Below are 25,938 nucleotides of genomic sequence, written 5' to 3' on the forward strand. Positions count from 1 at the left end.
GCGTGGCGGCATCCGGATCGTTATCGATGGGACATCAGCAGAGGGCGCCGCCCGGCCCGGAGCCCGGACGGCGCCCTCCTTCGGACTACTCCGCCTCAGTCGTCTCCACCGTGGCGTGCTGGCGACGACGGCGCATCGCGAACAGGCCGAGGCCCGCCGCGAGGAGCACGACGGCCGCGACGATGTACGGCACGCTGTCGGCACCCGTGGTGGCGAGGTCGCCGCCGGATGAGCCGCCGTTGCCGGGTGCCACCGCTCCACCACCGGTTGCCGCCGCGACGGTCAGTGCGGCGGTGACCTCGGTGCCGTCCGGGAGGACCACGGCGAGCGTGTGAGAACCCGCGGGAGTGTTCGCCGGGATCGTGACCGTGCGCTGGAACGAGCCATCCGCACCGGCGGTCGCCGTGCCCAGCTGCACCGGGTCGGAACGCAGCTCGAGTCGCAGCTGAGCGCCCTCCGCGAAGCCGCTGCCCGACACGGTGACGGTGCCGCCGGCCTTCACGGATGCAGCGCCGAGCTCGACCTTGGCAGGAACCTCGGGCTCCGGCGTGACCGGAGGCGTGACACCGGCTTCAGTGACCCACTTCTCGCCGGCATCCGACTTCGTCACCGTGAAGGTGTCGTAGACGGCACCGACGGGAAGATCGGTCGTGGCGCCCGGCTGCTTCTCCGCGAGGTAGGAGCGGTAGACGAGCTGGTTCTTCGAGACGTCGATCACCTGGTAGGTCGTGACGCCCTGACCGCGCAGCACCTGGGTGGCGCCGTTGTTGGTCCAGACGTTCTTCTCGGGGGTTTCGAGGTCGTAGTGCTTCGCGCCCGAGTTCGACACGACGTAGACCGGGCCGGTGGTGAGGCCGGGGGTCTCGGTGGCATCCGTGTTCACGTAGCCGCGGGCGTAGGTGTGGTCGTGGCCCATGAGCACCAGATCGATGTCGTTGCGCTGGAAGACCGGCAGCCATTCGGCGCGCAGCACCGGCTCGTCGCGTCCCTCGGATGCGGAGAACACCGGCTGGTGGAACGTGACGACGTTCCACTTCGACGGGCTGTTCTGCAGCAGCAGGTCGAGCCACGCGCCCTGGAAGCGGGTCCAGAGGAGGCCGATCTGCGCGGAGGGGCACTCTGTTCCCGTGCAGGACGGGAGACCGGCCGGCGTGAGGAACGTCGTGTCGCGCGTTGCGTTCAGAGTGATGAAGCGGATGCCCTGGTAGTCGGTGTAGTACGCGGTCTCGGCGGCGAACGAGCTCCAGTGGTCGAAGAACGCGCGGTACTGCTGCGCGACCTCGGAGTCGCCCTTCGCGAGGTTCGCGAGTTCGCCGATCGAACTCGTCGACGGGTTGTTGTGCGGGTACTCGAACGCGGCCTTCCATGCCGTGAGCAGCTTGTCGCCGGAGTACTCGTGGTTGCCGGGGGCTGCCATCACGTTGGTGCGGACGGCCGAATCCTTCATGCCCTTGAACCAGTTGACCCACTCGTTCTCGTTGCTCGACGTGTTGATCAGGTCGCCGGCGTGCACGGAGCCGATCGACCGGGGTGCGTTGGCCTCGGCCTGCTTCACGACGCTCGGCCACGTGGTGTCCAGGCCGATCTGCGCGTCGCCGTAGTAGATGAACTGGAAGTCGGTCGCTTTGGGGTCGGCCGTGCGGAACTCGAACCAGTCGCTCCAGCTGCCGGGCAGGCCGACGCGGTAGCGGTACTCGGTGGCTGCCGTGAGACCGGTGACTGTCGCCGAGAAGTGCTTGTTCGGGTTGCCGTTCACGACGCCCGCATCGTAGGCGTCGACCGTGCGCGTGTCGCCGCCGGCGGATGGGGCGATCTCGACCTGTCCGACCGTGTGCGAGGCGTCTCCGGCGAGCCACGAGAACGACTGCGAGACGGCCGGCTGTTCGGTCGGGGTGAGGATGACGCGCGTCGGCGGCGCCACGACGGGCGCGCCGGGAGCGGATGCCTTCACGAGGGTCAGCGACGACATGTCGAAGTAGATGTCGGAGCTGGTCTCGCGGTCCTGGAACAGCGACACGGCGATGGTGTTCGTACCGTCGTGCAGCAGCTCGCCTTCGGCGCTGAATGAACTCGTGAGCGGGTCGCCGCCACTGTCTCCGGCGTACTCGACGTTCTTGGTGTCGGTGATGCGGCCGTCGACGTAGCGGGCGACCTCCACGCCGTTGAGCCAGACGATGATCGCGTCGTCGTACGTGATGGTGCTCTGCAGGGCCGCGACCTGCTCGGCCACGCCCGCTTCGAGCTCGAACGTCGTGCGGAAGAAGTAGGTCGGCACGGTCGGGGCCTTGGTGCCGTCGATGTAGTGGTTGAGAAGGGTCTTCGGCGTCTGCGGGCCGACCGGTGCGAGCTTCCCGCCCTTGGCGCCGAACGAACCCGGCGCCGTCTTCCACGCGCTGTCATCGTAGGCGGGCAGCGTCCAGTCGCGGAGCTGTGCCGGCGCAGGAGACGGGTCGGAGCCGTCGTCGAGGTAGTGCCAGGCGGTGTCGCCGGTGATCAGCGAGCCCGTCGGCACCTCGGGGTCGGGTGCGGCGAGGGCCGCGGGGGCGACGACGGCGCCGCCGAGCAGGGCGAGGAGCGCGACGGATGTCAATCCGCGACGCCGCCACCGCACCGCAGGGGTGGGGGAGGTCATGTGAGTCCTTCGGGGTGGGGAGTTCCGTGCTCAGCCGCACGGGGCCCCTCCACCCCATCGAAGGCGGATGACCGGGGGCTGGCCTCCGGGCGACCGGGAGGTGAACAGGCCCCGCGGCAGCCTTCGCACCCACCCCGGTACGCTGGAAACCATGCTCAACATGGCTGACGGCCTCGCCCGTCTCGGTGCGCTCGCCGAGAATCCGGTCGTCCGCACCCTCGCGACGGCGTTCGAGGATGCCGGCTTCGACCTGGCCGTGGTCGGTGGACCGGTACGCGATGCGCTGCTCGGCCGTGCGACGCATGACCTCGACTTCACGACGAACGCCTCGCCCGATGACATCCTCAAGATCGTCAAGCCGCTCTCTACCGCGCAGTGGGACATCGGCCGTGCGTTCGGCACGATCGGTGCCCGCGTGCAGGGTGAGCAGGTCGAGATCACGACCTACCGCGCCGACAGCTACGACGGCGTGACCCGCAAGCCCACGGTCGAGTTCGGCGACACGATCGACGGCGACCTCGTGCGCCGCGACTTCACCGTCAATTCCATGGCCCTGCTGGTGCCGTCCGTGAAGCTCGTCGACCCGACCGGAGGCGTCGAAGACCTGGTCGCCGGCGTGCTGCGCACACCCGCCGATCCGCGGGTCTCGTTCGGCGACGACCCGTTGCGGATGCTGCGTGCGGCCCGTTTCAGCGCCCAGCTCGGTTTCCGCGTGGAAGAGGCCACTGCCGACGCGATCACCGAGCTGCGCGAGACACTGGCGATCGTGAGCCCCGAGCGCATCCAGTCGGAGCTCGTGCGCCTCATGCAGACCGACGACCCGGTGCGCGGCATCCGAGTGCTGGTCGACACCGGCCTCATCGATGAGTTCCTCCCAGAGGTCACCGCACTGCGCCTCGAGGTCGACGAGCACCACCACCACAAGGACGTCTACGAGCATTCACTCACCGTGCTCAGTCAGGCGATCGAACTCGAGCACGCCCGGCATCCCGACGCTGCGCCCGATGTGCCGTTGCGCATCGCCGCGCTGCTGCACGACATCGGCAAGCCCCGCACCCGCAAGCTCGAAGACGGGGGAGTGGTCACCTTCCACCACCACGACGTGGTCGGATCCCGCATTGCACGCAAGCGACTGCAGTCGCTGCGGTTCGACAGCGATACGACGGACGCTGTCGCCACCCTCGTCGAACTGCACCTGCGCTTCTTCGGCTACGCCGAGGGGGCGTGGACGGATGCTGCCGTGCGCCGCTACGTGCGTGACGCCGGCGACCTGCTCGAGCGCCTGCACATCCTCACCCGTGCCGACGTGACCACCCGCAACAAGCGCAAGGCCGGACGCCTGGCGAGCGCCTACGACGACATCGAGTCGCGCATCGCCGCGTTGCGCGAGCAGGAGGAGCTCGACTCCATCCGTCCGGAGATCGACGGCAACCGCATCCAGCAGGTCCTCGGGATCACGCCGGGGCGCGAGGTGGGCGAGGCCTACAAGTTCCTGCTCGACCTGCGTCTGGACGAGGGTGTGCTGGGCCCGGAGGTCGCCGAGCAGCGGCTGCGCGAGTGGTGGGCCGCGCGGAGCTGAGCGGCCTCAGCGCCGTTCGGGGACGATGATCTCGACCCGGTCGGACACGAGCTCGAAGTCCTTCGGGTTGAAGGTGAGGAGGGCGGCGCCGAGTGAGTGGGCGTGGCCGGCCAGCATGATGTCGGTGCTCCGCGCGTGGGCGGGACGCTTGGTTGCGACGTGCGCCGCGAGCGTGGCATAGGAATCGGCGGCGGCGGTGTCGAACGGCAGCCAATCGGACGAGAACATGGTCGCGACTCGAGCGAGGTCGGTCTGACGCTCTCGGCGGACTGCAGGTGCGCTCGCACGCTCGACGCCGAACCGGAGTTCCGCGAAGGAGAGTGCGCTCAGAGCGACGTCGTCACGAGGGAGACGCACTTCTCGGATCCGGATCAGCACGTTCGTGTCAAGCAGAAGCATCGTCGTCCCATGGGTCACGGATGGTCTCGTCGAACAGCGGGTTCCTCCGATCGGCCTCCAACTCAGCCGCCCATTCCTCCCGCATCCTGTCCTGCGCCGGAGTCGAAGGGTTCGCGTCGATCCACGCCATGATCTCGCTCGACGGAACGGACCAGCGTCGACGTTGCGGAATCCGCTGCGCGAGGGCGGCCTCGATCCCGCTCGCGTCGTTTTCCGCCAGGCGGGTCAGTACATCTCGCACCTCGGCCTCCATCGAACGGGAGTTTCGCCGGGCACGCGCCTTCAAAGCGTCGACGACGTCGTCGCTGAGATTCCGGATGGTCACGGTCGCCATGTCTCGCCTCCTGACAGCAGAATGCTAGCATCGCCTCCGGTGCCCATCTACCCCTCGCGGCGGCGCTCCAGCTCGGTGAACACGACGCCGCTGTCGTAGGCGACGGTCTCGACGACGTCGAATCGTTCCGGACGGTAGGGGCGGTCGCCGAACAGCGGGATGCCCGAGCCGAACAGCAGAGGCTGCCGCTTGAGGACGAGCCGATCGATCTCTTCTGCGAGCGTCGCGGCCAGAGCGCCGCCGCCGCAGAGCCAGATCGCGGCGCCGTCCTCCTGCTTGAGGCGGCGCACCACGGTGACCGGATCTTCGGCTGTGGCCTCCAGACTCTCGGCCTCCGCGGACCTCGTGCGACTGAACACGATCTGCCGGAGGTGCGCATATGGACTGGGCAGACCGCCCACCTGGTAGGTGTTCCACCCCATCAGCACGGTGTCGAACACCTCGCGCTTCTGTTCGATGCCGAGTGCTTCCGCGGCGACGGTGGGGAGGGTGTCGGCGAAACGCCGGTTGATGCCCGCCATGTGGTCGCCCTCGACGAGGAAGGCATCGAACTCCCCGTTCGGACCGGCGATGTAGCCGTCGAGGGTGACGGCGGCGTAGTACACGAGCTCTCGCATGATTCTCCAATCACTACAGATGTCGCAGTTACAGTACAACAGGCGTAGTGATTGCGCTAGTGTTCGAGTCATGGTGAAGAACGACTCCCGACGGCGGACGATCGCAGACGCCGGGCTCACGGTGCTCGCGCGAGAGGGGTCGCGGGGCCTCACCCACCGCGCGGTCGACACCGCCGCCCAGGTTCCGACCGGCACGACCTCGAACTACTTCCGCAGTCGGGACGCCTTGATCGAGGGGCTCGTGGAGCGGATCGGGGAGCGACTCGCGCCCACACCGGACGATCTGGAACGGCGTGCCTCCGCGGCCCCGGGGCCTGCGCTGTTCGCCGACTACATCCGCGACATCGTCCGCCGTCTCACCGACGACCCGGACGTCACCCTCGCCCTCTTCGAGCTGCGACTCGAAGGTGGACGCCGCCCGGAGGTCGCTGCGGTCCTCGGCGCCTGGCAGCGTGCCGGCTTCGAAGGCGACGTAGCCTTCAACACCGCGGCAGGGCTCCCGGGCGGACGCCGTGAGATCGCTCTGTTCCACTACGCGATCGACGGGTTGCTGCTCGACAGGCTGACCACGCCGATCGATCCGGAGACCTCCACCGATGACGTGATCGACGACCTGGTGGCAGGGCTCATCCGCTGACGTCGCAAGGGGTGTTCCCTCGCGGGCGCGCTGCTCGTACACTGAGGCAACGCACGTCCTCGACGATCGGAGACCGCTGTGTCTGCGCCGTGGCAGGTATCTCGCGAGTCCCTTCCTCCGACATCGCGACTGCTCATCGAGCGCGCACACGAGGAGCTGCTGGCCGGCAACCTCGACGACCGGCGACTGCAGGAGGTGCGACCCCTCGTCCGAGAGTCGTGGGAACGGTCGTGGCGCGGTCGGGTCGGCCCCGAGGGTGCCCCTCCGCTCGAGCTGGTCAGCGACGAACTCGAGGCCTATCGCCTCGCCCACCCGCTCGCCTCAGCGATGGACATGATCCGTGCCCTGCTGCTTCCCGGCGAGGTGGAGGACACCGGTGTGATCATCGCGGTGGGAGACCAGGCGGGGCGACTGCTGTGGATCGAGGGCGACAGCCAGCTGCGCTCGCTCACCGATGGGATGGGTTTCGTCGCCGGGGCGAACTGGTCGGAGGATTCCGTCGGCACGAGTGCGCCGGGAACCGCGCTCGCCCTCGGGCAGTCGGTGCAGATCCATGGCGCAGAGCACTACAACCGCCTGGTGCATCCGTGGTCGTGCACCGCTGCCCCGGTGCGCGACCCTGAGACCCAGCGGGTGCTCGGAGTCATCGACATCACGGGAGGTCCCGAGGTCGTGTCTCTGCAGGCGAGACTGCTCGTCGACGCGACGGCCCGCGCGGTCGAGTCGGAGCTGATGGTGGCACGTCTTCGCGAACGCAGCGAGGCGCCTCGCGCCAGGTCGGTCACGACGAAACGGCGCTCGTCGGCCACCGCCCGCGCGACCCTTCATGTGCTGGGTCGGGATCGGGCTCGACTCGAGACCGAGTCCGATCTCGAGGAGTCGGTGATCGAGCTCAGCGCGCGTCACGCCGCGATCCTGCTGATGCTGGGTGTGCATCGTCAGGGTCTCTCCGCTGAACGCCTCTGCGAGCTCGTCTACGGCAGTGGAGTCTCTCCCGACACACTGCGCCCGGAGATGGTGCGCCTGCGCAAGGTGCTCGAGCGCACTGCGCCCGACCTGGTGCCGGACTCTCGTCCGTATCGCCTTCCCGTCCCGCTCGACACCGATGCGCACGATGTGCTGTCGCTGCTCGACCGCGGTGCCCACCGGGTGGCACTCACCGCGTATCGAGGCCCGGTGCTGCCGGAGTCGACATCACCCGGCGTGGAGGAGTTCCGCGAGTCGGTGCGGGCCGCGCTGCGAGAGGCGATGCTGTCCGAGGCCAGTCTCGACGTGCTGCTTTCGTACGCCGAGATCCCCGAGGGGCAGGGCGATGCCGAGGCCCTCCGCCTCGCGCTGGAGATGCTGCCCGCCCGGTCGCCGAAACGAGCAGGGCTGGTCGCACGGATCGAGCGCCTCGAGAGCTGAGGTCTGCAACTGGGCGCAACGTTGCGCACCCGGGCGCAACCTCGCGCGACCTACCTTCGGAGGACAGCCGCCGCACCGACGCGCGGCCCGTCGAAGGAGACCCCATGAGCATCGTCGAAGAAGACGTGTCCCTCGCCTACGCGGCCCCGGGCCGGCCGGGCGCCCTCGCGAACTACCGCCCGCGCTACGGCCACTACATCGGCGGCGAGTTCGTCGATCCCGTGAAGGGCCAGTACTTCGAGAACGTCAGCCCGGTGAACGGCAAGCCCTTCACCGAGGTCGGACGCGGCACCGTCGAAGACATCGACCGTGCAGTCGAGGTCGCCTGGCAGGCGTTCGCGGGGTGGGGCAAGACGAGCCCGGCAGAGCGCTCGGTGATCCTGAACAGGATCGCCGACCGCATCGAACAGCACCTCGAGGAGATCGCGGTCGCCGAGACGTGGGAGAACGGCAAGCCGGTGCGCGAGACCCTCGCCGCCGACATCCCCCTCGCCGTCGACCACTTCCGGTACTTCGCCGGCGTCCTGCGCGCTCAGGAGGGCGGCATCAGCCAGCTCGACGAGAACACCGTCGCGTACCACTTCCATGAGCCGCTGGGTGTGGTCGGGCAGATCATCCCCTGGAACTTCCCGATCCTGATGGCGGTGTGGAAGCTGGCGCCCGCGCTCGCCGCAGGCAACTGCGTCGTCATCAAGCCGGCCGAGCAGACCCCGGCGTCGCTCCTGTTCCTGTTCGACATCATCGGCGACCTGCTTCCCGCCGGAGTCGTGAACATCGTCAACGGATTCGGCATCGAGGCGGGCGCTCCGCTCGCGCAGCACAAGCGCATCCGCAAGGTCGCCTTCACGGGGGAGACCACGACCGGACGCCTGATCATGCAGTACGCGTCGCAGAACCTGATCCCCGTCACGCTGGAGCTCGGAGGCAAGAGCCCGAACGTGTTCTTCGAAGATGTGGCCCGCTCGACCGGCGACCCGTTCTACGACAAGGCGCTCGAGGGCTTCACGATGTTCGCGCTGAACCAGGGTGAGGTCTGCACCTGCCCGTCGCGCGCTCTCATCCAGCGCTCGATCTACGACGGCTTCCTCGCCGACGGGTTGGAGCGGGTCGCGAAGGTCGTGCAGGGCAACCCGCTCGACCCCGCGACCATGATCGGCGCGCAGGCGTCGAACGACCAGCTGGAGAAGATCCTCAGCTACATCGACATCGGCAAGCAAGGCGGTGCGCGCCTGCTCACGGGTGGCGAGCGAGTGGATCTCGGCGGCGATCTGAGCGAGGGCTACTATGTCGCCCCGACCGTGTTCGAGGGCACGAACGACATGCGCATCTTCCAGGAGGAGATCTTCGGCCCGGTGCTGTCGGTCACCTCGTTCGACGGCTTCGACGATGCGATCTCGATCGCGAACGACACCCTCTACGGACTCGGCGCGGGTGTGTGGAGCCGCAGCGGAGACACGGCCTATCGTGCAGGGCGGGCGATCGAGGCCGGACGCGTCTGGACCAACACGTATCACCAGTACCCCGCGCACGCGGCGTTCGGCGGATACAAGCAGTCGGGGGTCGGGCGCGAGAACCACAAGATGATGCTCGATCACTACCAGCAGACGAAGAACCTCCTCGTCTCCTACGCGGAAGGCCCGATGGGCTTCTTCTGAGTTCGATCCCGGGCGGGCGCTGCTCCCTCAGCGTCCGCCCGGCTCCATCCCCGGAAGGCGGCAGTCATGGTCAGTATCGGTACCTACCAGCGGGTGGACGTGACGGATGCGGCGGCATCGCTCGTGCGCGAACTGACCGTGCAGCACGGGCCGCTCATGTTCCACCAGTCCGGCGGCTGCTGCGACGGCTCTTCACCCATGTGCTATCCGATCGGGATGTTCATCACGGGGCCGGGCGACGTGCTGCTCGGCGCGCTCGACGTCGGGCTTCCGCAGCCGGTCGAGGTCTTCATGTCGGAGTCTCAGTTCGAGTACTGGAAGTACACGCACCTGACCATCGACGTCGTGCCGGGGCGCGGTGCCGGATTCAGTGTGGAGGGGCCGACCGGCATGCGCTTCCTGATCCGCTCCCGGATGCTGAACGAGGCTGAGCTCGCGTACTTCGGTCTGGTGTCGTCAGGGAGCTGACAGAGGGGGTCGCGCGCTCAGCGCGGGAGCCGGGGAACGGCGTCGACCAGCGCCCGCGTGTAGGGGTCCTGCGGGTCGCGCAGCACGGCCGACGTAGCCCCCTGCTCGACGACGCGTCCGTTCTGGAGCACGACCGTACGGTCGCAGGCCGAGGCGATCGCGGTCAGGTCGTGCGACACCATGACGAGCGACAGGCCGTTCTCGCGGCGCAGTTGGTCGAGCAGCTCGAGCACCTGCACGCGGGTGGTGACATCGAGGGCGCTGACCGGTTCGTCGGCGAGCAGCACCCGGGGACGGGAGACCACGGCCCGCGCGATCGCGATGCGCTGACGCTGTCCTCCGGAAAACTCGTGCGGGTACCGGCGTGCGGTGTCGGCGGGAAGCCCCACGGAGTCGAGGGCTTCCGCGATGCGGCGCTGCGCGTCGGCGCCGGATGCCAGCCCCAGTGAGCGGAGCGGTTCGCCGACGATCCGATCGATGCGCTGGCGCGGGTCGAGCGACGAGTACGGATCCTGGAACACCGGCTGCACGCTCGCGCGGAAGCGACGCATCTGCGCGCGGTCGCGCAGTGCGAGCGGTGCGTCCTCGAACAGCACCTGGCCATCGCGCGGGGCGGCGAGTCCGAGCAGCAGTCGCAGGATCGTCGACTTGCCCGCGCCCGATTCTCCGACGAGGCCGAGCGAGTCGCCCTCGTCGATGCGCAGCGACACGTCGTCGAGCACCCGGTGTGACCCATAGGCGAAGCCGGCGCCGCGCAGTTCGAGCAGTGTCATCGGCCGGCCTTCCCGGCGTCGAGGAACGCATCGAGTGCACGGGCGCTGTCGACCAGCATCCGCGTGTACGGCTCCGCAGGCTCCTGCAGCACCTGCGTCACGGAACCCGCTTCGACGACGAGCCCGTCGCGCAGCACGACGATGCGTTCGACCATGCGCGAGACGACGGCCAGATCGTGGCTGATGAACAGCAGCGCCATGCCGCGCTCGTCGACGAGGCGCTCGATCAGGGCGAGCACGCCGTCCTGCACGGTCACACCCAGTGCAGTCGTCGGCTCGTCTGCGATGAGCAGCTGCGGGCGGGCTGCCAGGGCGATGGCGATCGCCACCCGCTGGCGCTGACCACCCGAGAGCTCGTACGGATAGGCGCGTGCGATGCGGGCGTCGGACAGCGCGACCTCGTCGAGAGCAGCCGCTACCGCAGCACGCAGTTCCGCGCCGCGCAGCCCGAGGTGGCGGCGCAGCGGTTCGGCGATCTGACGCCCCACCCGCATCAGCGGATCGAGCGCGGTGAGGGGCTCCTGGAACACGATCTGCGCGACGGGTCCGCGCAGTGGGCGCAGATCGGCATCTCGAGCGCCGATGACCTGGTGGCCGTCGAGCAGCACCGATCCCGATGCGCTGAGCGCATCCGGCAGCAGCCCGGTCACCGCCAGCGAAGTCAGAGACTTGCCCGAACCGGACTCACCGATCAGCCCCAGTCGCTCACCGGGAGCGAGCGCGAACGACACGTCACGCACGAGCGCGCCAGTGCCGGAGCGCACCGTGAGGCCGGAGACGTCGAGAATGCTCATCGGCTCCTCCTGCGGGTCGGGTCGGCAAGATCGCGCAGACCGTCGGCGAGGAAGTTCACACCGAGCACGAGCGCGATGATCGCGATACCGGGAGCGATCGCGCCGACCGGTGCGACAAGCACAGTGCCCTGCGCCTCCTGCAGCATCCGCCCCCATGACGCGTTGGGCGGTGGCGCCCCCAACCCGAGGTACGACAGGCTCGCCTCGGCCAGCACGGCGGCGCCGAACTGCAGCGCGAGGCTCACGGCGAGTGTGGGTGCGATGTTCGGCAGCACGTGCTGGAACACGACTCCGAGCACGCCGGTGCCGCTCGTGCGCGCCGCGGTGATGTACTGCTCCTGCAGCACGCGCCGCGCGAGGATGCGGGTGAGACGTGCCACGACCGCCGACATCGCGAGTCCGATCGCGAGCACCGCCGACCACAGGGATGCGCCCTGCACGGCGACGACCAGCATCGCGAGCAGCAGCACGGGGAAGGCGATGACGACGTCGAGTCCCGCCGAGAGCGTGTCGTCGACCCAGGGGCGGGCGAACGCGGCGAGGAGTCCGACGACCGTGCCGAGGAGCGCGGCGATCGCGACGGCGCAGGTGCCGACGATGAGGGCGATCCGTGCGCCCCACATCAGCTGCGAGAACAGGTCGCGACCGAGTCGATCGGTGCCGAGCAGGTGCAGGGCGCTGGGCCCCTCGAGGCGACTGCCGCTGGTGTCGGCGAGCGGGTAGGGCAGCCAGAACAGAGAGACCAGGGCCATCAGCACGATGAGGCCCGTGAGCACGATCCCGATCAGCAGGGTCGCCTTCGGACGCCGGCGCACGGGCACCGATCCGGTGATCAGCTGTTCGGCGACGCGGCTCATCGGTTCCCCGAGACGCTCGTGCGCAGGCGCGGGTCGATCAGGCGCTGCACGATGTCGGCGGCGAACCCGACCAGCAGCACGAAGAGGGTGCTGACGACGAGGACGCCCTGGATGACCTGGAAGTCATGCTGCTCGATGGCCGACAGCAGCAGGCTGCCGAGACCGGGAAGTGTGAAGACGCTCTCGACGACCACCGCGCCCAGCAGCGTGGTCGACAGCTCGATACCGAGGATCGCGACGACGGGCACCGCGCCGTTGCGCACCCCATGCCGGAGCAGGGCTTCACCCATGCCGGATCCTCCCGCGCGGGCGGTGCGCAGATAGTCGCTGCCCAGCACGTCGAGGGTGGCCGAGCGGACGTAGCGGCTCAGGGAGGCGCTCATGACGATCACGATCGTGAGCACCGGAAGCGCGAGCGAGCGCAGCGCATCGGCCGGATCCTCCCAGTCCTTTCGAGGGAACCCGCCGGATGGCAGCAGACCCAGCCCGAGCGCGAAGACCCACACGAGCACGACACCGACCCAGAACACGGGAACCGCGACACCGAGCTGCGCGAACCCCGAGAGCGCGATGCCGTACCAGCGGTCGGACTTCACGGCTGCGGTGATGCCGATCACGAGCGAGACGAGCAGCGCGATGGTGAAGGCGATGAGCGTGAGCGGAAGCGTCACGCCGAGGCGATCGGCGATGTCGGGTCCGACGGGACGGGAGCTCAGGAAGGACTCGCCGAGGTCGAATCGGAGCAGCTGTGCCGCCCACGTCGTGAACTGCTGCAACAGCGGCTGGTCGGAGCCGACCTGGGCGCGCGCGGCGTCGATCTGCTCCGGGGTGGCGTTCACCGAGAGCAGTGCATTGGCCGGGTCGCCGGGAAGCAGTCGCAGCAGCACGAAGATCGCGACCATCGCGACGACGAGCGAGACCGCGAGGAAGGCGAGGCGGCGCAGGAGATAGGCGAGCATGGCTTCTCAGGATGACGTGGGGGATGCCGACGCGCGGCATCCCCCACGCACGTCAGGACTTGACGATGTCGTACGCGAAGAACTGCGAGTTCAGGCCGTTGACCGGGTAACCGCTGAGGTCGCTGGAGGCGACCACGATCTGCGGGTACAGGTACAACCATACGCTCGCGGCATCCGCGGCGATCTTCTCGTTGACCTGCTTCAGCAGAGCCGTCTGCTCGTCGGTCGTGGCGGCCTGCTCGGCCTGGGCGACCCACTGCTGCACGTCGGCGTCGTTGTAGCCCCAGTAGAAGTCGGGGTTGCCGTACCAGACCACGTCGCGGTCGTTCACGTGCTCCTGGAGAGTCGCCTCGAAGTCCTGCTCCTTGAAGACCTTCGTGTACCACTCGTCGGCGCTGATCGTGTTGATCTCGACCGTGATGCCGACCTCGGCGAGCTGCGACTGCAGGAACTCCGCAACCGCAGGGTGCGGGTCGTAGCTCGGGGTGTCGAGCGTGAACGTGAAGCCGTCGGCGTAGCCGGCCTGCGCGAGCAGATCCTTCGACAGCTTGACGTCGTACGGGTTCACCGCGGTGAGGTCTTCGTACCAGGGGTCGGTCGGGGGGACCATCGAGCCGATCAGCGTGCCGTAGTCGCCCCAGATCGATTCGAGGAGCTTCTTCGTGTCGATCGCGGAGTAGATCGCCTTGCGCACGAGCGTGTTGTCGAAGGGGGCGACGCGGTCGTTGAAGGCGAGCAGCTCCTTCGTGGTCGAGGTTCCCTCGCTCACGACGTAGTCATCGGAGTCGAACTGCGTGAGCGAATCGGGGCTCTGCACGCTGGTGATGACGTCGATCTCGCCAGTGAGGAGTGCGTTGTTCTCGGCCGTCGCGTCGGTGAAGTACGTGTAGACGACCTCGCCGTTCTTGGCGGGCTCGCCCCAGTAGTCGTCCCAGCGGTCGAGGGTGAGGGTCGAGCCCTTCTTCCACTCGTCGAGCGTGTACGGGCCGGTGCCGTCTTCGGTGCTGGTGATGTCGCCGGCCTCGTCGTTCACGATCCAGACGTAGCTGAGGTTGTAGAGGAACGAGATCGACCGCTCCGACAGGGTGAACACGACCGTGTTGTCGTCGGGGGTGGCGATGTCGGCGATCGTCTTGAAGCTCGACTTGCGGGCAGAGACCGAGTCCTCGGCGGTGACGGCCTCGATGCTCGACTTCACATCGGCGGAGGTGAGCGGGTCGCCCGAGTGGAAGGTCACGTCGTCGCGCAGCGTGATCGTGTAGGTCAGGCCGTCGTCGGAAACCTGGGCGTCTTCGGCGAGAAGAGGCTCGACCGCGCCGTCATCCGTCAATCGGTACAGGCCCTCGTAGACGTTGCCGGTGAGTGCTTCGGTGACGCCCTGGCCGCCGCCCTGGGTGTTGCTCAGGTTGGTGGGCTCGTACAGCGACCCGATGAAGATCGTGGCGTCTTCGCTCGCGGTGGCATCGTTGCTCGTGCCGGACGCGCAACCGGCCACGAGGGCGAGCGTGGCGACGGCGCCGAGCGCGCCGAGGATGCGGGTTCTTCTCATGAGTACTCCAGGGTGAGAGTGTGCGGCGTCACGCCGCGTAGATGTCGAAGCCGTCGCGGAAGACGACGTTCTTCTCGCCTGCTCGGATAGGCAGGGGGAAGCGGTTGGATGCCGGCGGCAGCGGGCAGTTGTACTGGGCGCTGAATCCGCATGGGGGCACGAACGCGCGGTTGAAGTCGAGGACCACTGAGCCCTCGTCGTCGCGCAGCTGGACGAACAGGAAGCGACCGGAACCGTAGGTCTCCGATCCGTTCGTCTCGTCGCCGAACACGAGCAGCAGCGTGCCGCCGTCGTCGAAGGCGGCGAGGGTGTACTCCTGGCCGTCGAGCTCGAGGCGGATGTCACCGGGGACGACCAGGTCGCGTGTGCCGCCGTTGTCGCGGATGTGCTCGAACGAGACGCGGCGACTACCCGACACAGGGGTGAAGTGCCCTTCGAGAACCCATGCGGGGTCGTACTCGTAGGTGTCGATGCGGTCGAAGGCGCGGATGGCGGGGGCGTCGGCATCCCAGACACGCAGCCCGTGCTCCGCCTGGCCGGTCTCGATGTTCGTGCGCTCGACCGGCGTCACGGTCACCGTGTCTGCTGCGGCGCGCTGCTCGGCGTCCAGATCAGGGCGTTCGCCGGTCCAGCGGGTCTCGATCAGGGCGAGGTTGCCCGTCGCCGAAGTGACGGCAGCGCGGCGCTCGGCCTGCCAGTGGGTATGATCTTCGCGTTCAGACATCACTTTCAATTCTCTTGCATGCAGAACGAGGTGGGGCCGAGGGCGTCACTCGGAGTAACGCGGCATCGAGCTGAGTCGCGGATCCGTCTTCGTTGACTGACTTCCTGACGCCGCGACGTCTCATGTCCGGCGACAAGCTCTCGGAGTTCCGCTGCGGCGAGGAGAGCCTCGACATCTGGCTCCGTGGTCGCGCGCGCTCGAACGAGAGGAGCGGCGCCTCGCGCACCATGGTGTCCGTGACGCGGGAGGGGAGGGTCGCCGGGTACTACTGCCTCGCGTCCAGCGCCATCGATCGAGACGACGGTCCGCCACCTCTCGCTTCCGGCATGCCCGCGTCTGTCCCCGTGGTGCTCCTCGGTCGCCTAGCCGTGGATCAAGAGTTCTCCGGACGAGGTCTGGGGGTCTCGCTTCTGCAGCACGCGACGCTTCGAGCCCTCGAAGCGGCTGAGACCATCGGCGTTCATGCCGTGCTCGTGCATGCGATCAGCGACCACGTGGTGCCGTTCTATCGCCGATTCGGCTTCACGCCGTTCCCCGATGGGCAGCGCACGCTCTACCTGCTGACGAAAGATGCTCGCGCGACGCTGACGCCGTGATCCGGACACCTGCTCCGATCGGTCACCATCGGAAAGCCCATTCCGGTGCATGGATGCAACAGGTTGCAACCTCGTCCGGTATACCATTTGGCCATACGCCCAGCAGTGTCAGTCCCCAGCTGACCGTGGGCGGGGCGGCTCAGCCGTCATGCGGAGGGAGAGTGGATCTCTTTTCGATCCCGAGGGGGGATGGGGTGGGAGTTCGGTCCCCAGCCGACGCCCACCCCCACACTCGGATCCGCGTCAGTTCAGTCGGCTCACGACCCAGAACGCGATGAACCCGATCACCACGATGATCGGAAGCCAGGTCCCACCTCGCTTCAGGCGACGTCCCTGCGGAGCGACTCCCGGTGGTGGTGTGCGCAGTCCCGCCGGCGGAGCGAAGGGCAGCGCCTGTCCAGGGTGCCGGCCCGATGCCGTGGCACCAGCGTCGTCGGCAGTCAGTCGCTCATCGCGCCACCGCGACCACTGATCGAACTTCGCCAGCAGTGCGCCCACGACGCCGAACAACCACGCCCACGTCGCCGGGTCGAGCGTCGAGACCTTGCGCTGCGTGTAGAGGAACAGCCAGTCGTCGACGATCTCGACGTCGAGCTGGGCGGCGTTGTCGATGAACCGCGCCATGATGTCGGGCGTGAAGAGGTAGAGCGCATCGCGTTCGTATCCGGCGGGGCAGTACAGCGTGAAGTGCTGATCGAAGTCGCCTTCGAGCGACAGGCGCTGCGCCTTCTGGAACGATGCCGGAAGGTTCGACCCGAAACCGTTGTTGCCCTTCGCGTCGAGCACGATGTTCGGCAGGGGAGCATCGAGCTTCACCGCCACGTACCCCCAGTGGTAGGTCGTCGAGTTCTTTCCCGACTGCACCGTGTACTGGTAGTTGCCGAACTCCACGAAGCGCGGTCGGGTGCCCCGGACCAGGTCGGTCGACTGACGTGCGCGACCGAGGCTGAAGATCATGCCGGGAAGCGGAGGGTCTGCGAGCTTCGGCTCGTATGACATGCCGTTCGCCTGAGCGAATCGATGCAGCCGGTAGCGTCTGGCCTGCGCGTTGCGCGCGGCCAACCAGATCATCACTCCCACTGCGGCGAGGAGGAGAAGGATCAGCACCAGCGGGATCGCCGCAGCGGCAGGTGAGGTGCCGAACGACCCGAGACTCAGGATCACGCCCACGAGGAGCGGGAGCATCACGATGGCAGCGATCGTCGCCGCCACGATGCCGATGATCGTGGATGCCGACAGACCTGCCGTCGGTCGTGAACGAAGCTCCGCGGCGAAGGCGCGCACGGCCGCCGCGTCGACCGGTTCGGTGAGAGGCCCGGCGTCGAAGGTCGGCGGCGGTGTCGTCACCGATTCACCGCATCGGCATCCCAGGTGAGGTCGGCGCCCTCCGGGATCGGGAGCGCCTCCAGACGCCCGTCGGCGCAGATGGCCGTGATCAGCTCGGACGACCCCGCCACGATCGTCGAGTCGAAGTCGACTTCGCCCACCATGACCCACGCGTGATCTTCGGGCCACAGGATGCTCGGACTCTGAGCGGACGGCGGGAACCCATGTTCTTCGGCTGGAAGGTCTCGCCAGGGGGCGCGCAGCACCCAGTCGGGGTCGGCGAAGGAGCGCGGTGATGCGGAGAACAGCACGTGCCCCCGCCCCGGCAGCTCGAACCTCGGCCCCTCCGAGATCTCGCGCGAGAGGATGCCCTCCTGCCAGGTGGGCTTGCGGAAGACGTTGTTGAACGGATCGCGTGTGCTGCGGTCGAGCATCGCCTGATGGTTCGGGTCGTCCGAGAAGGTCAGGAAGGCGCGCGATGGGGTGATGCCGACGAACCCCAGCAGACCGCCGCGTCCTTCCCAGAGCGCGGCGAATCCGGCATCCGGTGTCTGCGTATGCTCCTCGAGGTGGCCGGCGATCGCGGCGAGGAGATCCGGTGGGAGCTCGCCCTCCATCGGCGCCGAGAACTCGCGGCCATCCGGCGCCATCCCCATGCGCCCGTCGCCGTCTGGCGGTGTGCGCACGATCCGCTGCCACTGTGCCAGCGGATGCAGGACCGTGCCGAAGGTCGCGGCAGCCTGCGCCCAGGTGGCGGGTTCGTCGACGAACCGGTCCATGAGGGCCCGCTGTTCGGATTCCGGCATCCGCACCAGTTCGTCGGGCGTCGGGATCGCGCGGTCAGGCAGCGAACGGACGACGGCGGGATGAAAGACGCGCGCATACGCGGGGAAGCCCCGAGGGACCACGCCGTGCATGGTCTCGTACCCCGCATCGAGCCGCTCGCGCAGCCATGCACCCGCCGATGGATCAGACGTCCACTCCATGCGACCACGCTACCCAACGCGCGCGGACTGCGACCATCGGTCGTGCAGGAAGTGCTCCTAGGCTGACGCTGTGAAGTCCGACACCGTTGCGCCGCCGACCTCCATCGTGTGGGCGTTCGGCCGCATCGTCGCCGGAGTCACGGTCATCGCGGTCCTCCTCTACGCCTATCTCCTGCGCATCGCGGTCGGAGACGGCAACCCGCTCGACTACTTCGGCTACTTCACGAATCAGACCAGCCTGCTCGCCGCATTGATCCTGATCAGCGCCGGAGCACTCGCGGTGAACGGTCGACCGATCCCGCCTTGGCTCACCCTGCTGAGGGGCATCGTGACCGCGTATCTGATCGTGGTCGGGGTGATCTACAACGTTCTCGTCCCCGGCACCGGCTCGGCGCCGCCCTGGGTGAGCGTGCTGCTGCACGTCGTGTTCCCGGTGCTCGTCGTGCTCGACTGGCTGCTGGTGGGTGATCGCTTCCGCCTGCCGTGGCGACGCCTCTGGATGCTCCTGCCGTATCCCCTCACCTGGCTCGTCGTGGTCCTGATCCGTGGCGTCACCGATGGCTGGGTACCGTACGGCTTCCTTCTTCCCGAACGCGGCCCGGTGTCGCTGCTCCTCCACATCATCGGCCTGCTCGTGGCGGTCCTCCTCGCCGGCCTCCTGGTCTGGGCAGCCAGCCGATTCCGTGGCGTCTGGGGCAGGGACGGCGGATCGGTCACCGGTTGAGCAGATCCGACGCTGTGCTGCCACCGGGGTGGGCGCTACGGTAGGAATCGCGTCGCGCGAGCCGACTGTCTTGGGGGAGAGTTCGAATGCTGAATCAGGCCGAAGCCGTGTCCGGTGAGCGGATCTTCCGCAGGAATCCAGTCCGTTCGGCCGTCGGGGCTATCGTGCTCTCGGCGGTGCTGTCGGCGGCGACGCTCTTCCTGCTCCCGAAGTTCCTGCCGGGCACCATGAAGATCTCGACTCGCGGCGTGCTGGTGCTCGTCGTCGCGATCGCGCTGACCATCGCCGTGTTCGCCGGGTTCTTCTGGTTCCGCAACATCCGGATCGTCGTGCGCCCCGACGCGGTCGAGATCGGGAAGGCCGGCAGCCGCGAGACGTTCTCGAGGGCGACGACCGCCTTCCGCTCGAAGATCACCGAGCACCGCACCAACGGACTGCCCAGCGGAACGACGCGCGCTCTGGTCGTGCACAGCGGTGACCGGGAGATCACGATCGAGCTGCCCGGCTACACGCGGTCGCTGTTCAACGAGCTGATGGCGACGCTCAACCCCATCGCGCAGCCGGTGTTCGACGATCCCGTCGCGGCTGCGCGCGCGGGCGCCCAGCTGCCGACGCAGTTCACGATCGACGCCACGGGCGAGCGGCGTCTGGCCTCGCGCATCACGATCGCCGCGGTCGTGTTCCTCGTCATCGCCATCGGCGTCGGACTGCTGGTGATCGTTCCGGGCTTCGTCGAGAGTGAGCTCTCGGCCCTCATCCTGCTCGCGCCGTTCGCCGCGTTCGCCGCCATCGGATTCGGGATCGGAGCCGTGCAGCGCCGACGTGTCGTGCGGTCGATTCCCGCCCTCGTCTCGATCGACACCCACGGCATCCGCATCGACGGAGTCGACAACCCCTACACGCAGCTCAGCCGCATCTGGCTGACCCCGCCGGCCTACCCGGTCAAGCGCCTGCGCCTCGCACGCGCCGGAGGCAAGACGACCACCCACCTGCTGGCATCTTCCCGCGTCGGGATCACGCCCGACTACGACGACCTCCTGCTCGCCGTCCGAGCAAGGACGGCGCATCTGCCCGGCCTCCTCTCCCTGGACCTCGAGTGACCGGGGAGCGGGGGCACGACCCCGAGTACCCGATTCGCACCGAGCGACTGATCCTGCGTCCCATCGCGCCGGCCGATGCCGCACCGATGCACGTCTACAAGTCGGATCCGGATGCCGTGCAGTACGTGCCTTACGCGCCGCTGGAGCTCGCAGACGTCGAGCATCGCATCGCGACCACCTGGTCGAACACCCGCTTCGCGAAGGAGGGCGACGCCGTCTCCCTCGCCGTCGAGGCGCCTGCGACCGGTGGGCTGGTCGGCGACGTGGTGCTGTTCTGGCGCAGCGAGACCGACCGATCCGGTGAGGTCGGGTACATCTTCGACCCGCGCGCCGGCGGTCGCGGGTACGCGACGGAGGCCGTCGGCGCGCTCCTCGAACTCGGGTTCGACGGGCTGGGCCTGCACCGGATCGTCGCGCGGATCGACGAGCGGAACACGGCATCGGCCAGGGTCGTCGAGCGGCTCGGCTTCCGACGCGAGGCGCGACTGGTGGAGAGCGAATGGTTCAAGGACGAGTGGACGACTCTGCTCGTCTACGCGCTCCTCGAGGATGAGTGGCGAGAACGAGGCGGGACCGGGAGATGACGAAGGGCGGCATGCGATCGGTGATCGCACGCCGCCCGAGGCCAGCTTCGGCTACTGCTTGAGCATCGCCACCGTGAGCTTGTGCTCGTCGTCGATCAGGTGCGAGTGATCGTCGTCGCCGATGTCGATGCGCACCCAGTCGAGCGTCCCGGTGAAGGCGTTGCCCGTTGCCTGGTAGTCGGGAGAGACGGGCGAGGCGAGGTCGCAGCCGACGTCGACCGTCTCGTCGAAGGTGAACTGGAACGGGATCGTCTTCCCGATGCGACCTTCACCGATCTTCTCCTCGCCGACGAACAGCGTGACGGTGCCGCCCTTGGCGAGCCCACCGCCGTCGTAGGCGAAGTGGGCGCGCAGATCCTGATGACCGGCGGGAACGGTGCTGTCGGAGCGGACGATGTCGACGTCGATGCCGAGCAGGTTGTAGGCGAAGGCGAGTCGGCCGCCGGTCGTGTAGAACGACCACCCGCCGTACGCCCCGCCCTGCGCGATGATCACACCATCGGCACCGGCCTCCGGCACCGTCGCCTGTGCAGTGACCGTCCACGACTTGTTCTTGATGTTGATCGTGGTGTTCTCGCTCAGCCGCTTCATCCCGGGGTAGAACTTCTGCGAGTCGCTGACGATGAGCTGCGGGCGACCGGCGATGTCGGGGTTCATCCGCTCCGCCGACCGGATGTCGAGCGGCAGCACGTTGAAGCGCGCGGCCTGGATGAGGAACAACCGCTGCAGGTGTGCGAGACGCTCGGGCTCGGCGGCTGCGAGGTCGTTCGACTGGGTCCAGTCCTCTTCGACGTTGTAGAGCTCCCACACGTCGTCGTCGAGACCGTGCGACGAGGCCAGCCACGGGTCCTTGTGCTTCGCGACGGCGGTCCACCCCTTGTGATAGATCGCGCGGTTGCCGAGCATCTCGAAGTACTGCGTCTCGTGCTGCTCCGGCGCGTCGGCGCTGTCATCCGCGAACGTGTAGTTCATCGGCGTCCCCTCATAGGGGCGCTGGGTCACACCGTTGACGGTCGTCGGCTCGGGGATGCCGGCCGCGGCGAGCACGGTCGGGGCGACGTCGATCACGTGGCTGAACTGGTTGCGGATGCCGCCCTTCTCCACCCCTCCGTTCGGCCAGCTCACGATCGTGCCGTTGCGGGTGCCGCCCCAGTGGCTGGCGACCTGCTTGGTCCACTGGTAGGGCGTGTCCATCGCGTGCGCCCAGCCGATCGCGTAGTGGTTGTACGAGTTCGGGGTGCCGATGTCGTCGATGTGGTCGGCGACGTACTGCTCGGTCTCGATCTCGTTCATGTGGTTGATCGTGAAGCTCTCGTTGGTCGTGCCGTGCATCGACCCCTCGGCGCTCGCACCGTTGTCGCCGATGATCACATAGACGAGGGTGTCGTCGAGGATGCCGAGCTCTTCGTAGGCGTCGAGCAGGCGGCCGACGTGGTGGTCGGCATACGCGAGGAACCCGGCATAGACCTCCATCTGTCGGGCCAGGGCCGGCTTGATCAGGTCGCTCATCTCGTCCCACGAGGGGATGCCGGGGCTGCGCTCGGTGAGCACCGCGTCGGCGGGGATCACTCCGAGCTCGATCTGACGGGCGAAGGTCTCCTTGCGCAGCTCGTCCCACCCCTGATCGAAGGCGCCCTTGTACTTGTCGGCCCACTCGGTCGGCACGTGGTGCGGTGCATGCGTGGCGCCGGGGGCGAAGTAGGTGAAGAACGGCACATCGGGGGCGAGCGACTTCTGCGCACGGGCCCAGGCGATCGCCTTGTCTGTCATGTCGCCCATGAAGTGGTAGCCGTCCTCGGGCGTGCCCCACGGTTCGACGGGCGTCGTGTTCTCGTAGATCGCCGGGTACCACTGGTTGGTCTCGCCCCCGATGAACCCGTAGAAGTACTCGAAGCCGTTGCCGGGGGTCGGCCAGCCGTCGAACGGGCCGATCGCGCTGGCCTGCCAGGCCGGAACCTCGTGGCATTTGCCGAACTGGGCGGTGTTGTAGCCGTTGAGCTTGAGCGTCTCGGCGAGCGGGGCGCAGCTGTTGGGGCGCAGCGAGTTGTACCCGGGCGCGGACGTCGCGATCTCGGTGATGCCCCCCATGCCGACCGTGTGGTGGTTGCGGCCGCTGAGCAGGGCTGCCCTGGTCGGAGAGCACAGAGCCGTGGTGTGGAAGCGGGTGTACTTCAGACCCGCAGCCGCCACACGCTCGAAGTTGGGGGTGTGCACAGGGCCGCCGAAAGCGCTCGATGCACCGAACCCGGTGTCGTCGATGAGCACGACGAGCACGTTCGGTGATCCCTCGGGTGGGCGCACCGGCGTGATCGGCGGGAACGACGTGTCAGGGTCGGTCGCGTCGTAGGTGACCGTGCCCGTGTAGGCCAGATCGGGGATCGGAAGACTGGAACGCTGGGGCTCGGACATGCTCACTCCTACGGCTCTCGGCGAGCAGAGCAGCCCGCTTCGCGCCCAGCCTAAGCAGGGCGCTCCGGGGTGTCACCACCCTCGGCGGGTGAGTTTGCGGGTGAGTTTCGACGGGCATAATCAAGGGTGTGACTGCGACTGCAACCCTCCCCTCCCTCGACGGCCGCCGATTCCGGATGGTGTCGTCCACGACCTCTGCGGTCGACCCGGAATCCCCGAGCATCTTCGAGTACTTCGAACGCGACGGAGCGATCTGGGGTGGGTACGAGGGCGACACGGTCACGTTCGGCAAGTTCGTCGGCACGCGCACGGGTGACACGATCTGGGTTTCGTTCGTGCACGTGCTCAAGACCGACGGAACGGTCGTGACCGGAGACGGCGAGAGCGAGCTGGAGCTGACCGACGACGGCGGCATCCGCCTCGTGGAGCACTACGAGATGCACGGGCTCCCGCAGCTCAGCGTGTGCGAGGAGATCTCCGCCTGACGGATGGCGCGTCAGCGGGGCGGGAGTGCATCGCGACCGGGTGAAGCGGGCGTCCACCGCGTCATGCCGAGGGGCGCGGTGTCGGCATCGCGCTCCGGCAGGTCGGCCGGCAGCAGGTACGGACGACGGATGACCTCGTCGAGCACGACGACGCTCACGACCGTGCGCACCTCGGGCAGCTGGGCGATCACTCCGGTGGAGAACTCGTGCACGCCGCTGACGTCGACGGCGCGGATCAGCAGCATCGCATCGTGCTCGCCGGTCGTGATGGCGCACCACTCGACGTCGGGCATCTCCAGCACTCGTTCGCGGAATGAGGCCCAGGCCTGCGGCATCACCGTGACGAAAACGAGCGCACCGATCGAGAGCCCGGCCTTCGCCTGATCGACCCGTGCGCTGAAGCCGGTGATGACCCCGTCGTGCACCAGCGACTCGACGCGCGTGTACGCATTCGCGCGGGAGATCCCCACCTTGTCGGCGAGGGCGGCGATCGAGACGCGACCGTTATCACGCAGTACTTCGAGGATTCTGTATGCCGTCTCGTCCAAAGGTGCGGCACTTCGTCCAGAATGCTTCGACGGTTCCGCGTCCTTGCTGGACATATTGTTCCTCACATCCGAGGTTCTGGACAGAGCGTGCCGAGGTGACCCGCTCTTGCTGGACACATCGTCGCATATGATGCGAATCTGATCCACGGTCGTCCACATCGGTGGCGACTCACCCGAATGTACTCCTCGCCTCTGGAGGCCCTCATGTCGTCACGCCGTATCACGCCGGTCATCGCGTTCGGAGCCGTCGCGCTCCTTGCGCTCGCAGGTTGCTCTGGAGGGAACTCGGCGGGCGGCGGCGGCCAGTCCGCAGGCTCCGACTCCCTCGTCATCGACACCGCATTCTCGATCGAGACCACCGACCCGGGTCACACCTACGACCCGACCGGCAACATGATCGCGAAGGCACTCTACGAGACCCTCGTCGACTTCGAGGGTTCCGACGTCTCCACTCCCGTCGCCGGCCTCGCCTCGTGGGAGCAGAACGACGAGGCGACCGAGTTCACGTTCACGCTCGAGGGGGATCGCGTCTTCTCCGACGGCTCGCCGATCGAGGCGAAGGACGTCGTCTTCACGCTGCAGCGCATCCAGGGCATGGAAGACGCCAAGCCGAACTTCCTTCTCGGCGGCCTCACCATCACCGAGGTCGACGACAAGACGATCCAGTTCACCTCCGAGACCCCGCTGCTGCAGCTGCCCGCGATCCTCGCGAACCCGGCACTGGGCATCGTCAACTCCGACGTCGTGATCGAGAACGGCGGCACCACAGACGGCACCGACTCGGCCCAGAAGTTCCTCGACGGCGAGTCCGCGGGTTCCGGCCCGTTCGTCCTCGACACCCTCGACCTCAGCTCGCAGGTCGTGCTGAAGAAGAACGACGAGTACAACGGCGACGAGGAGTCGGCGTACAAGCGCGTCGTCGTGCGCAACGTCTCGGAGAGCGCCACCCAGCTCGCCAACCTCAAGGGCGGCGACTCGATGGTCGCGATGGACCTGAACGGCGACCAGGTCGCCGGTCTCGGCGACGGCATCACGGTCGACTCGGTTCCCTCCGGTCAGACCATCTTCCTGCTGCTGAACCAGTCAGAGGCGGTCGCCGGTGACCTGGCGAACGTCAAGATCGCCGAGGCGATCCGCTACGCGCTCGACTACGACGCGCTGCTCGAACTGGCAGGAGCCGGCTCCGTGCAGGCGACCGGCGTCATCCCTCCCGGATTCGAGGGCGCTCTCGACGGTGGCGTGAAGCAGGACCTTGACAAAGCCAAGGCCGCGCTCGCCGAGGCCGGATACACGGGCCAGACGCTGAAGCTGCAGTTCCCGAACGACTACCCGGTCGGCGGTGTGGAGTTCACCCCGCTCGCCGAGCGTGTGCAGGCGCAGCTCGAAGATGCCGGCATCACGGTCGACCTCGCCCCCGCACCCTTCGCGACCGAGCTCGACGCCTACGTCAACGGCACCGAGGGCTTCGGCCTCTGGTTCTGGGGTCCGGACTACGCGGACTCCGCGAACTTCCTGCCCTTCGCTCCGGGCCTCAAGGTCGGCCTCCGCGCCGGCTGGGCCGCCGAGGCCAACCCGGAGATCGCCGGAATCGCCGCGGGTGCTGCTGCCGCGACCGACCCCGACCAGCGCTCGTCGGCGTTCACCGCGTTCGCCGAGGCCATGCAGGCCGACGGCCCCTTCGTGCCGCTGATCGTTCCAGGCCGCAACATCTCCTCTGCTGACAGCGTGAAGGGCGCGGTGTACAACTCCGTCTGGGAGATGGACATCGCCGAGATCACGCCGGCCGGCTGAGCGGA

At 67.9% G+C, this 25,938-nt stretch carries 25 protein-coding genes; 11 read left to right on the plus strand and 14 right to left on the minus strand.

Annotated features, from left to right (window positions below):
• Window positions 1–85: 85 nt before the first annotated feature.
• On the minus strand, window positions 86–2,632 hold the full coding sequence (locus CQ040_RS12455) for a metallophosphoesterase family protein (RefSeq protein WP_105526564.1): 2,547 nt from the start codon (window positions 2,630–2,632) through the stop codon (window positions 86–88).
• 151 nt (window positions 2,633–2,783) lie between these two features.
• Here CQ040_RS12455 and CQ040_RS12460 point away from each other — a divergent pair, with 151 nt between their 5' ends.
• Entirely contained in the window at window positions 2,784–4,211 is a 1,428-nt protein-coding gene (locus CQ040_RS12460; RefSeq protein ID WP_105526565.1) for a CCA tRNA nucleotidyltransferase, read from the plus strand.
• Between the two features lie 6 nt (window positions 4,212–4,217).
• Here CQ040_RS12460 and CQ040_RS12465 read toward each other — a convergent pair whose 3' ends face one another.
• From CQ040_RS12465 to CQ040_RS12475, 3 genes are read right to left on the minus strand one after another with little or no spacing between them, the layout of a single operon-like run.
• Entirely contained in the window at window positions 4,218–4,610 is a 393-nt protein-coding gene (locus tag CQ040_RS12465; protein ID WP_105526566.1) for a PIN domain-containing protein, read from the minus strand.
• Window positions 4,597–4,944: a hypothetical protein gene (locus CQ040_RS12470; RefSeq protein ID WP_105526567.1), complete on the minus strand. Its 348-nt coding sequence runs from the start codon at window positions 4,942–4,944 to the stop codon at window positions 4,597–4,599. Before CQ040_RS12470 ends, CQ040_RS12465 begins: the two co-directional genes overlap by 14 nt.
• 47 nt (window positions 4,945–4,991) lie before the next feature.
• Window positions 4,992–5,561 (minus strand): dihydrofolate reductase family protein, encoded by a 570-nt coding sequence (locus tag CQ040_RS12475; RefSeq protein WP_105526568.1) that lies wholly within the window; start codon window positions 5,559–5,561, stop codon window positions 4,992–4,994.
• A gap of 70 nt (window positions 5,562–5,631) precedes the next feature.
• On the opposite strand from CQ040_RS12475, the gene CQ040_RS12480 reads away from it, so the two are divergent.
• The 4 genes from CQ040_RS12480 to CQ040_RS12495 all read left to right on the plus strand — a co-directional run bounded on the left by CQ040_RS12480 (window position 5,632) and on the right by CQ040_RS12495 (window position 9,728).
• Window positions 5,632–6,198: a TetR/AcrR family transcriptional regulator gene (locus tag CQ040_RS12480; RefSeq protein ID WP_105526569.1), complete on the plus strand. Its 567-nt coding sequence runs from the start codon at window positions 5,632–5,634 to the stop codon at window positions 6,196–6,198.
• Window positions 6,199–6,276: 78 nt separating this feature from the next.
• A complete protein-coding gene (locus CQ040_RS12485; RefSeq protein ID WP_105526570.1) occupies window positions 6,277–7,605 on the plus strand; it encodes a GAF domain-containing protein in 1,329 nt (442 codons plus the stop codon).
• Between the two features lie 104 nt (window positions 7,606–7,709).
• A complete protein-coding gene (locus tag CQ040_RS12490) occupies window positions 7,710–9,260 on the plus strand; it encodes an aldehyde dehydrogenase family protein (protein ID WP_105526571.1) in 1,551 nt (516 codons plus the stop codon).
• Window positions 9,261–9,326: 66 nt separating this feature from the next.
• The gene (locus tag CQ040_RS12495) at window positions 9,327–9,728 is read left to right on the plus strand and encodes a DUF779 domain-containing protein (RefSeq protein ID WP_105526572.1); all 402 of its coding nucleotides are present in this window, start codon (window positions 9,327–9,329) and stop codon (window positions 9,726–9,728) included.
• Between the two features lie 17 nt (window positions 9,729–9,745).
• Here CQ040_RS12495 and CQ040_RS12500 read toward each other — a convergent pair whose 3' ends face one another.
• From CQ040_RS12500 to CQ040_RS12525, 6 genes are read right to left on the minus strand one after another with little or no spacing between them, the layout of a single operon-like run.
• Complete coding sequence (locus tag CQ040_RS12500; protein ID WP_105526573.1) at window positions 9,746–10,501, minus strand: ABC transporter ATP-binding protein; 756 nt, start codon at window positions 10,499–10,501, stop codon at window positions 9,746–9,748.
• Window positions 10,498–11,295: an ABC transporter ATP-binding protein gene (locus CQ040_RS12505; protein ID WP_105526574.1), complete on the minus strand. Its 798-nt coding sequence runs from the start codon at window positions 11,293–11,295 to the stop codon at window positions 10,498–10,500. Before CQ040_RS12505 ends, CQ040_RS12500 begins: the two co-directional genes overlap by 4 nt.
• Window positions 11,292–12,152 (minus strand): ABC transporter permease, encoded by an 861-nt coding sequence (locus CQ040_RS12510; RefSeq protein WP_181156733.1) that lies wholly within the window; start codon window positions 12,150–12,152, stop codon window positions 11,292–11,294. Before CQ040_RS12510 ends, CQ040_RS12505 begins: the two co-directional genes overlap by 4 nt.
• A complete protein-coding gene (locus CQ040_RS12515; RefSeq protein ID WP_105526575.1) occupies window positions 12,149–13,111 on the minus strand; it encodes an ABC transporter permease in 963 nt (320 codons plus the stop codon). The genes CQ040_RS12510 and CQ040_RS12515 overlap by 4 nt, the downstream gene beginning before the upstream one ends.
• Window positions 13,112–13,163: 52 nt before the next feature.
• Window positions 13,164–14,660: an ABC transporter substrate-binding protein gene (locus CQ040_RS12520; RefSeq protein WP_105526576.1), complete on the minus strand. Its 1,497-nt coding sequence runs from the start codon at window positions 14,658–14,660 to the stop codon at window positions 13,164–13,166.
• Between the two features lie 28 nt (window positions 14,661–14,688).
• Window positions 14,689–15,384: a DUF1684 domain-containing protein gene (locus CQ040_RS12525; protein ID WP_105526577.1), complete on the minus strand. Its 696-nt coding sequence runs from the start codon at window positions 15,382–15,384 to the stop codon at window positions 14,689–14,691.
• Between the two features lie 92 nt (window positions 15,385–15,476).
• Here CQ040_RS12525 and CQ040_RS12530 point away from each other — a divergent pair, with 92 nt between their 5' ends.
• Window positions 15,477–15,980 (plus strand): GNAT family N-acetyltransferase, encoded by a 504-nt coding sequence (locus CQ040_RS12530; RefSeq protein ID WP_105526578.1) that lies wholly within the window; start codon window positions 15,477–15,479, stop codon window positions 15,978–15,980.
• Window positions 15,981–16,223: 243 nt separating this feature from the next.
• Here the strand turns inward: CQ040_RS12530 and CQ040_RS12535 are convergent, their stop codons facing one another.
• Complete coding sequence (locus CQ040_RS12535; RefSeq protein ID WP_105526579.1) at window positions 16,224–17,327, minus strand: hypothetical protein; 1,104 nt, start codon at window positions 17,325–17,327, stop codon at window positions 16,224–16,226.
• Window positions 17,324–18,292 (minus strand): hypothetical protein, encoded by a 969-nt coding sequence (locus CQ040_RS12540; protein WP_105526580.1) that lies wholly within the window; start codon window positions 18,290–18,292, stop codon window positions 17,324–17,326. The genes CQ040_RS12535 and CQ040_RS12540 overlap by 4 nt, the downstream gene beginning before the upstream one ends.
• A gap of 70 nt (window positions 18,293–18,362) precedes the next feature.
• Here CQ040_RS12540 and CQ040_RS12545 point away from each other — a divergent pair, with 70 nt between their 5' ends.
• The 3 genes from CQ040_RS12545 to CQ040_RS12555 all read left to right on the plus strand — a co-directional run bounded on the left by CQ040_RS12545 (window position 18,363) and on the right by CQ040_RS12555 (window position 20,700).
• Window positions 18,363–19,016, plus strand: coding sequence for a Pr6Pr family membrane protein (locus CQ040_RS12545; RefSeq protein ID WP_105526581.1), 654 nt, complete (start codon window positions 18,363–18,365; stop codon window positions 19,014–19,016).
• A gap of 86 nt (window positions 19,017–19,102) precedes the next feature.
• Window positions 19,103–20,116: a hypothetical protein gene (locus CQ040_RS12550; RefSeq protein ID WP_105526582.1), complete on the plus strand. Its 1,014-nt coding sequence runs from the start codon at window positions 19,103–19,105 to the stop codon at window positions 20,114–20,116.
• On the plus strand, window positions 20,113–20,700 hold the full coding sequence (locus tag CQ040_RS12555) for a GNAT family N-acetyltransferase (protein ID WP_105526583.1): 588 nt from the start codon (window positions 20,113–20,115) through the stop codon (window positions 20,698–20,700). The genes CQ040_RS12550 and CQ040_RS12555 overlap by 4 nt, the downstream gene beginning before the upstream one ends.
• 51 nt (window positions 20,701–20,751) lie before the next feature.
• On the opposite strand, the gene CQ040_RS12560 is transcribed toward CQ040_RS12555, so the two are convergent.
• Entirely contained in the window at window positions 20,752–23,109 is a 2,358-nt protein-coding gene (locus CQ040_RS12560) for an arylsulfatase (RefSeq protein WP_105526584.1), read from the minus strand.
• Between the two features lie 128 nt (window positions 23,110–23,237).
• Between CQ040_RS12560 and CQ040_RS12565 the strand changes: the two genes are divergently transcribed.
• Complete coding sequence (locus CQ040_RS12565) at window positions 23,238–23,594, plus strand: hypothetical protein (protein ID WP_258131275.1); 357 nt, start codon at window positions 23,238–23,240, stop codon at window positions 23,592–23,594.
• Window positions 23,595–23,605: 11 nt separating this feature from the next.
• Here the strand turns inward: CQ040_RS12565 and CQ040_RS12570 are convergent, their stop codons facing one another.
• A complete protein-coding gene (locus tag CQ040_RS12570; RefSeq protein WP_258131274.1) occupies window positions 23,606–24,196 on the minus strand; it encodes an Lrp/AsnC family transcriptional regulator in 591 nt (196 codons plus the stop codon).
• 150 nt (window positions 24,197–24,346) lie between these two features.
• Between CQ040_RS12570 and CQ040_RS12575 the strand changes: the two genes are divergently transcribed.
• On the plus strand, window positions 24,347–25,933 hold the full coding sequence (locus CQ040_RS12575) for an ABC transporter substrate-binding protein (RefSeq protein WP_105526586.1): 1,587 nt from the start codon (window positions 24,347–24,349) through the stop codon (window positions 25,931–25,933).
• Window positions 25,934–25,938 lie beyond the last annotated feature (5 nt).

Origin of the sequence: Microbacterium sp. MYb54, from assembly GCF_002979515.1 — a bacterium.
Classification (GTDB): domain Bacteria; phylum Actinomycetota; class Actinomycetes; order Actinomycetales; family Microbacteriaceae; genus Microbacterium.